Origin of the sequence: Proteus sp. fly-1013 (assembly GCF_040140245.1) — a bacterium.
Classification (GTDB): Bacteria; Pseudomonadota; Gammaproteobacteria; order Enterobacterales; family Enterobacteriaceae; genus Proteus; species Proteus mirabilis_B.
Genome location: NZ_JBEEWD010000015.1, coordinates 21,575 through 29,856 on the forward strand (window position 1 = coordinate 21,575; position 8,282 = coordinate 29,856).

The window sequence follows — 8,282 nt, forward strand, 5'->3', positions numbered from 1 at the left end:
GCAAATGACCCCTGTCATTCACCCCTTTAAACCAGTGTAGTCACTGTTTGACAGACTGCCATTTCTAGCAGTCTGTCTATATGGAATACGTTATTCGTCTTCCAATTCGATGTTGATACCCAGTGAACGGATCTCTTTCAACAATACGTTGAACGACTCTGGCATACCTGGTTCCATCTGATGGTTACCATCAACGATGTTTTTGTACATTTTGGTACGACCGTTAACGTCATCCGACTTAACAGTAAGCATTTCTTGAAGAGTATATGCTGCACCGTATGCTTCCAGTGCCCACACTTCCATCTCCCCGAAACGCTGTCCACCAAACTGAGCTTTACCACCAAGAGGTTGCTGAGTAACCAAGCTGTACGAACCGGTAGAACGGGCGTGCATCTTGTCATCAACTAAGTGGTTCAGTTTCAGCATGTACATGTAACCAACAGTTACTGGACGCTCAAATTGTTCACCTGTACGACCATCGAAAAGTGTAATCTGACCAGAAGTTGGAAGATCAGCTAATTTCAGCATCTCTTTAATTTCCATTTCTTCTGCACCATCGAACACTGGTGTTGCGGTTGGCATACCTTTTTTCAGGTTTTCAGCCAGACGTAACACTTCTTCATCGCTGAAGGTGTCCAGATCAACTTTCTGACGAGGTGCCATACCCAGATCGTAAGCTTTCTGGATAAATTCACGTAACTTAGCAACTTCTTGTTGCTGTTTCAGCATCGCATTGATCTTATCACCGATACCTTTAGCAGCCATACCCAAGTGAGTTTCAAGGATCTGACCGATGTTCATACGTGATGGTACACCTAGTGGGTTCAGTACGAGGTCTACTGGATTACCGTTTTCATCGTATGGCATGTCTTCAATTGGGTTAATCTTAGAGATAACACCCTTGTTACCATGACGACCCGCCATCTTATCACCAGGTTGGATCTGACGTTTAACAGCCAGGTAAACCTTAACGATTTTCAGCACGCCTGGTGCTAAATCATCGCCTTGAGTGATTTTACGACGTTTGGCTTCCAGTTTCTTCGCGAACTCAGCTTTCAGTTCATCATACTGTTCAGCTAATTGTTCTAACTGGTTTTGCTTCTCTTCATCCGCAATACCCAGCTCTAACCAACGCTCACGAGGTAATTTGTCTAATTTCTCAGCTTCAATACCGCCAGCAATCAGAACACCACGGATACGAGCGAATAGACCAGCTTCAAAAATACGCAGTTCTTCAGTTAAGTCTTTCTTAACTTCACGTAACTGTGATTCTTCGATTTCTAATGCACGTTTATCTTTTTCTACGCCATCACGGGTGAAGACTTGTACGTCGATAACTGTACCAGACACACCATTAGGAACGCGTAGAGAAGAATCTTTAACATCAGACGCTTTTTCACCGAAGATAGCACGTAGCAGTTTCTCTTCTGGAGTCAGTTGAGTTTCACCTTTAGGTGTTACTTTACCAACCAGAATGTCGCCACCTTTCACTTCAGCACCGATATAAACGATACCTGATTCATCCAGTTTAGATAACGCTGCTTCACCGACGTTCGGGATATCAGCCGTGATCTCTTCAGGCCCTAACTTAGTATCACGAGAGACACAAGCGAGTTCTTGAATGTGGATAGTAGTGAAACGGTCTTCTTGAACAACACGCTCAGATACAAGGATGGAGTCCTCGTAGTTATAACCATTCCATGGCATAAATGCCACGCGCATGTTTTGACCTAATGCTAACTCACCAAGGTCTGTTGAAGGACCATCAGCTAACACGTCACCGCGATCAACAGGCTCACCTAAAGATACGCAAGGAGTTTGGTTAATACATGTGTTCTGGTTAGAACGGGTGTATTTAGTCAAGCTGTAGATATCGATGCCCGCTTCACCAGCGTAAGTCTCTTCTTCGTTAACTTTGATAACGATACGAGAAGCATCAACATACTGAACAACACCACCACGTTTAGCAACCGCAGTAACACCGGAGTCAACCGCAACCGCACGTTCCATACCTGTACCTACTAGTGGTTTATCACCACGAAGTGTAGGAACAGCCTGACGTTGCATGTTCGCACCCATCAATGCACGGTTGGCGTCATCGTGTTCAAGGAATGGGATCAGTGAGGCACCGACAGAAACAACCTGTTGGGTTGAAACGTCCATGTACTGAACTTGGTCACGACTAAATAAGCTTGACTCACCTTTATGACGGCAAGTAACTAATTCTTCAACGAAGTGATTGTCATCGTCTAATACGGAGTTAGCCTGAGCAATGATGAAGTTACCTTCTTCAATTGCAGACAGATAGTGAATCTCATCTGTTACAGCGTTGTTTTCAACAACACGGTAAGGCGTTTCTAGGAAACCGTACTCGTTAGTCTGTGCATAAACAGATAATGAGTTGATAAGACCGATGTTTGGACCTTCAGGCGTTTCGATTGGGCACACACGACCGTAGTGAGTTGGGTGTACGTCTCGAACTTCGAAGCCTGCGCGTTCACGGGTCAAACCACCTGGGCCTAATGCAGAAATACGACGTTTGTGCGTAATTTCTGATAGCGGGTTATTCTGATCCATAAACTGTGATAACTGGCTAGAGCCAAAGAATTCTTTGACAGCAGCAGAAATCGGTTTTGCGTTGATCATATCTTGTGGCATTAATGCATCAAGATCGCCTAAAGACAGACGCTCTTTAACTGCACGTTCAACACGCACCAGACCAACACGGAATTGGTTTTCAGCCATTTCGCCAACAGAACGAATACGACGGTTACCTAAGTGGTCGATATCATCCACTTCACCTTTACCATTACGGATATCAATCAGTTTTTTCATTACTTCAATGATATCTTCTTGGCTTAGGATGCCAGAACCTTCAACTTCGTCACGGCTTAACGAACGGTTGAACTTCATACGACCTACAGCAGAAAGATCATAACGATCTTCAGAGAAGAATAAGTTCTCAAATAAGTTTTCTGCGGCTTCGCGTGTAGGTGGTTCACCAGGACGCATCATGCGATAGATTTCAACTAACGCGCTTAAACGATCGTTTGTAGGATCGACGCGAACAGTTTCTGAAATATAAGCACCATGATCTAAGTCATTGGTAAACAGAGTTTCAATCGTTTTATGACCAGCTTGACTTAAGCGAGCTAACACATCTAAAGAGATTTCCATGTTAGCAGCACAAATCAGTTCACCTGTCGCTTCATCAATATAGTCACGAGCAACCACTTTACCTGCAATGTATTCAACAGGTACTTCAATGCGGTCAACTTGCTCTTTTTCTAATTGACGAATATGGCGAGCGGTAATACGACGGCCTTTTTCGACATACACTTTGCCGTTTGCTTCAATATCAAATGAAGCAGTTTCACCACGCAGACGTTCAGGCACTAATGTCATCATCAGCTTGTTGTTGCTGATTTCAAACAGTGTTTTTTCGAAGAATAATCCTAAGATTTCTTCAGTGCTGTAGTTCATTGCGCGTAAAATGATAGTCGCAGGTAATTTACGGCGACGGTCAATACGGACAAAAAGGTTATCTTTAGGGTCGAATTCGAAGTCTAACCATGAGCCACGATAAGGGATAATACGTGCGTTATACAGTACCTTACCTGAAGAGTGTGTTTTACCTTTGTCACTATCAAAGAACACACCAGGGCTACGGTGTAACTGGGAAACGATAACACGCTCAGTACCATTGATAACAAAAGTACCATTATCGGTCATTAATGGGATTTCACCCATATAGACTTCTTGTTCTTTGATGTCTTTAACGGTGCCTTCTGGGGCTTCACGTTCATAAATGACCAGACGCAGTTTTACACGCAAAGGTGCTGAGTAAGTTACACCGCGGATCTGACATTCTTTAACATCAAAAACAGGCTCGCCTAAGCGGTAGCTGACATATTGTAATTCAGCGTTACCACTGTAGCTTTGGATAGGAAATACGGAACGGAAAGCTGCTTCCAGACCGTTTTGACCATCAGGATCTTGCTCGATGAACTTCTGGAACGAGTCAAGTTGGATAGAAAGGAGATAGGGAACATCCAGAACTTGTGGACGTTTACCAAAATCCTTACGAATACGTTTTTTCTCGGTATAGGAGTAAACCATAGGGTTCCTCAGCTCGCTGAAAAGTGACCCACTCTGCCTGTCCTTAACTTTTTAAGGATGGCTCGACATTCTGCTAACACTGTTTTTTTGTAGGTAGGAAAACAACTATTTTCCGAATATTCATTGCTATTACTCTTAAATCATTTCATTGTGCTGAACTCACTACCGAGCTTTCGAGAACGTGGATCGTAGTGATTAACACAGTATATTAAGTCGTCAATAGCAAAAAATATTGAAGTAATGAGACACCAAAAAAGTGTGAAAAAGTGACTCTTACCTTACAGCGCAAAAAGGCTGGTGACCAAAAAATCACCAGCCATCAGCCGTTAGGCTGCACTCTGGGAAGTTAAATTATTTAACTTCAACCTCAGCGCCTGCTTCTTCCAGAGCTTTCTTCAGAGCTTCAGCATCATCTTTGCTTACGCCTTCTTTCAGAGCTGCTGGTGCAGATTCTACTAAGTCTTTAGCTTCTTTCAGGCCAAGACCGGTAGCGCCACGTACTGCTTTGATTACTGCTACTTTGTTACCGCCGATAGCTTTCAGGATAACGTCAAATTCAGTTTTCTCTTCAGCAGCTTCTGCTGGACCCGCAGCAACAGCAACAGCTGCAGCAGCAGATACACCGAATTTTTCTTCCATCATAGAGATCAGTTCAACAACGTCCATTACAGACATTTCAGCAACTGCGTTTAAGATATCGTCTTTAGAAATAGACATAACAAGTGTTCCTAAAATTCAGAAAAAGTTTATACGTAAATAAAGCAACGAAGAAATTGGCTATTAAGCAGCTTCTTTCTGATCGCGCAGAGCAGCCAGAGTGCGAACCAATTTGCCTGCAGAGGCTTCTTTCATGGTTGCCATCAGGCGTGCGATTGCTTCATCGTAAGTTGGGAGTGTAGCCAGACGATCGATGTTCGAACCTGGGATAAACTCACCTTCAAAGGCAGCCGCTTTAATCTCGAATGCTGGGTTCGCTTTCGCGAATTCTTTGAACAGACGAGCTGCAGCGCCCGGATGTTCAGCAGAAAATGCAATCAAGGTTGGACCAACAAATGCATCTTTCAGTACTTCATAAGAAGTACCTTCAACAGCACGACGCAGAAGTGTGTTACGTACTACACGTACAGTAACGCCAGCTTCACGACATGCTTTACGCAGTTCGGTCATTTTAGCTACAGTAACGCCACGGGAATCCGCAACAACTGCAGAAAGCGCACCTTTGGCAACTTCGCTGACTTCAGCAACAATCGCTTGTTTGTCTTGAAGATTTAGTGCCATTAGCTTCTTGCTCCTGGATTAACCGAGTAAAAACTCGGGACTCACATCACTTATTACCACAATGGTATAAGCGCTAAAACACGGTGAGTAGAATCCAGAATATATAATTCTTTATTGGCTCTCTCACCGTCTACGCAGGAAAATTAAGTAATTACTTACACCTGCGGTCTTGGACGGGGTCTGGATAGGCCAGACTCCAACCGAAATTCAGAGAATTTAGTTATGCAGACTTAAATAAAATACCACATAGCTAAACTCAAGGCGTCAAATTCTATACAAATTTGACGCCAAGGTAAAGTCTTTTATGACTTTAGTCTAATCTAAGATTAAACTGTCGCGCTCAAGCTAGCTTGATCAATAGCAACACCTGCACCCATAGTGGTAGACAGGCTTACTTTCTTGATATAAACGCCTTTCGCTGCTGATGGTTTTGCTTTTTTCAGAGCAACCAGCAGAGCTTCTAAGTTTTCTTTCAACTGAGCTTCGTTGAAATCAACTTTACCGATAGTGGTATGGATAATACCATTTTTGTCGTTACGGTAACGAACCTGACCAGCTTTAGCATTTTTAACTGCTTCAGCAACGTTAGGAGTTACAGTACCCACTTTCGGGTTTGGCATTAAGCCGCGTGGGCCAAGGATTTGACCTAATTGACCTACAACGCGCATTGCATCTGGAGATGCGATAACAACGTCGAAGTCCATTTCGCCAGCTTTAACTTTAGCAGCTAAGTCGTCCATACCGACTAATTCAGCGCCTGCTTCTTTAGCAGCTTCTGCATTTGCACCTTGTGCGAATACAGCAACGCGAACTGAACGGCCAGTACCGTGTGGAAGTACAGTTGCACCACGAACGTTTTGATCTGATTTACGTGCATCGATGCCAAGGTTAACAGCAACGTCAACGCTTTCAACGAATTTAGCAGTAGCCAGTTCTTTCAGTAAAGCAACAGCTTCAGTAATTTCGTACTGTTTAGTTACTTCAACTTTCTCACGGATATTGCGCATGCGCTTGGTTAGTTTAGCCATCAGATTAATCCTCCACTACCAGGCCCATGGAACGAGCAGTACCTTCGATTGAACGCATCATAGCTTCAACGTCAGCACCAGTCAGGTCCGCAGCTTTAGTTTCTGCGATTTCACGAACTTGAGCAGAAGTAATTTTACCTACTTTCTCTTTGTTCGGTTTGCCAGAACCTGATTTCACGCCCGCCGCTTTCTTCAGCAGAACTGCTGCTGGAGGAGTTTTGGTAACGAAAGTGAAAGAACGGTCAGCATAAACTGTAATAACAACAGGAATTGGTAAACCTTTTTCTACGCTTTCAGTTTTAGCGTTGAATGCTTTACAGAATTCCATGATGTTAACACCTTGTTGACCCAGAGCTGGACCAACTGGTGGACTTGGATTAGCCATACCTGCAGAAACTTGCAGTTTGATATAGGCTTGGACTTTCTTAGCCATTAATTAATTCCTCAATTTGGGTATATCGCCCGGCTAGGGCTCCCCGATTTTACTTTGTTTTGCCTTATGGCAAAACAACTCAAAACGAAAGGTGGAAAATTGTAGATAACTTTTCCACCTTTTGCAAGAAAGCAACGTAAAAAGGTTTAACCTTTTTCAACCTGACTAAAGTCTAATTCAACTGGTGTTGCACGACCAAAGATTGATACAGAGACTTTTAAGCGGCTTTTTTCGTAATCAACTTCTTCAACAACACCGTTAAAGTCAGCGAATGGACCATCGCTAACACGAACCATTTCACCTGGTTCAAACAGTGTTTTAGGACGCGGTTTATCACCAACTTGTTGTAAGCGATTCATAATCGCATCAACTTCTTTATCGCTAATTGGTGCAGGTCTGTCAGACGTTCCGCCAATGAATCCCATAACACGAGGTACATTACGTACTAAGTGCCAAGTTGCATCGTTCATGACCATTTGGACAAGAACATAACCTGGGAAAAATTTACGCTCACTTTTGCGACGTTGACCGCTACGGATCTCAACCACTTCTTCGGTTGGAACCATAACTTCGCCGAATGAGTCTTCCATTTCGTTTAATTTGATATGTTCACGCAGAGACTGTGCAACACGGCCTTCAAAGCCTGAAAAAGCCTGAATGACATACCAGCGTTTTTTTGGAGAATCAGTCATGAACACCTCACAGGCCAGTAATAAAGGAAACAAAACGAACCAGAATGCCATCCAGTCCCCAAAGAACTAATGACACAATAGCCGTCACCGCAGCAACAATCAGGGTTGTCTGCAATGTTTCTTGACGTGTTGGCCATACTACTTTACGCATTTCAATACGCGCTTCGCGAGCAAATGCTAATGTTGCTTTACCTTGTGTTGTCCACAACGCGATCCCACCCGCTGCTACGAACAAAGCAACAACAGCTAAAGCTCGTAACGCTAGGTTAAATTCACGGTAAAGATAGTTGCCACCCACTGCTACTGCCAGCAATAAAACGGTAATGATCCACTTAGCGATATCACCACCGCGTTTGCTATCTTGAGCTCCGCTATTCGCACTCATAAATTAACCTGTCATATGATGTAAATAAATAGCCAGCTTGCCTCGCAAGAGCAAAACAAATCAGACTAACCATAAAATCAACTATGATTGCATCTGACACAGTGTCATATCTCTATGACATTCGTATCTGCAAGATACTGGACTCGATTCGTTGTATCAGAGCCTATCTCACCAATAATTTACAGCAAACTAGTGATGAGATAGGTTCTTTTTCAAACAACGCATAAAAAGGGCATCAATTGATGCCCTTCTCTAGGAAATTACGCGAGTAATTAACCTAATACTTTAGCAACAACGCCCGCACCTACTGTACGGCCACCTTCACGGATAGCGAAACGTAAACCGTC

8 protein-coding genes are annotated in these 8,282 nt (G+C 43.4%); all 8 read right to left on the reverse strand.

Annotation, left to right across the window (positions count from 1 at the left end; all coding sequences use genetic code 11):
• Nucleotides 1-90: 90 nt before the first annotated feature.
• Complete coding sequence (rpoB, locus tag ABN236_RS18910; RefSeq protein WP_072071066.1) at nucleotides 91-4,119, reverse strand: DNA-directed RNA polymerase subunit beta; 4,029 nt, start codon at nucleotides 4,117-4,119, stop codon at nucleotides 91-93.
• A 351-nt stretch (nucleotides 4,120-4,470) separates the two neighbouring features.
• A complete protein-coding gene (rplL, locus tag ABN236_RS18915; RefSeq protein ID WP_023583093.1) occupies nucleotides 4,471-4,836 on the reverse strand; it encodes a 50S ribosomal protein L7/L12 in 366 nt (121 codons plus the stop codon).
• A 63-nt stretch (nucleotides 4,837-4,899) separates the two neighbouring features.
• A complete protein-coding gene (rplJ, locus tag ABN236_RS18920) occupies nucleotides 4,900-5,397 on the reverse strand; it encodes a 50S ribosomal protein L10 (protein ID WP_088494388.1) in 498 nt (165 codons plus the stop codon).
• Nucleotides 5,398-5,723: 326 nt separating this feature from the next.
• A complete protein-coding gene (gene rplA, locus ABN236_RS18925; protein WP_072064767.1) occupies nucleotides 5,724-6,425 on the reverse strand; it encodes a 50S ribosomal protein L1 in 702 nt (233 codons plus the stop codon).
• A gap of 4 nt (nucleotides 6,426-6,429) precedes the next feature.
• Nucleotides 6,430-6,858 (reverse strand): 50S ribosomal protein L11, encoded by a 429-nt coding sequence (gene rplK, locus ABN236_RS18930; RefSeq protein WP_088494387.1) that lies wholly within the window; start codon nucleotides 6,856-6,858, stop codon nucleotides 6,430-6,432.
• Between the two features lie 146 nt (nucleotides 6,859-7,004).
• Nucleotides 7,005-7,550 (reverse strand): transcription termination/antitermination protein NusG, encoded by a 546-nt coding sequence (gene nusG, locus ABN236_RS18935; protein ID WP_004246900.1) that lies wholly within the window; start codon nucleotides 7,548-7,550, stop codon nucleotides 7,005-7,007.
• A gap of 7 nt (nucleotides 7,551-7,557) precedes the next feature.
• A complete protein-coding gene (secE, locus tag ABN236_RS18940) occupies nucleotides 7,558-7,935 on the reverse strand; it encodes a preprotein translocase subunit SecE (RefSeq protein WP_023583091.1) in 378 nt (125 codons plus the stop codon).
• A gap of 272 nt (nucleotides 7,936-8,207) precedes the next feature.
• Nucleotides 8,208-8,282, reverse strand: a 75-nt coding sequence (locus ABN236_RS18945; RefSeq protein WP_072077167.1) for an EF-Tu C-terminal domain-related protein, incomplete at its 5' end; no start/stop codon positions are given.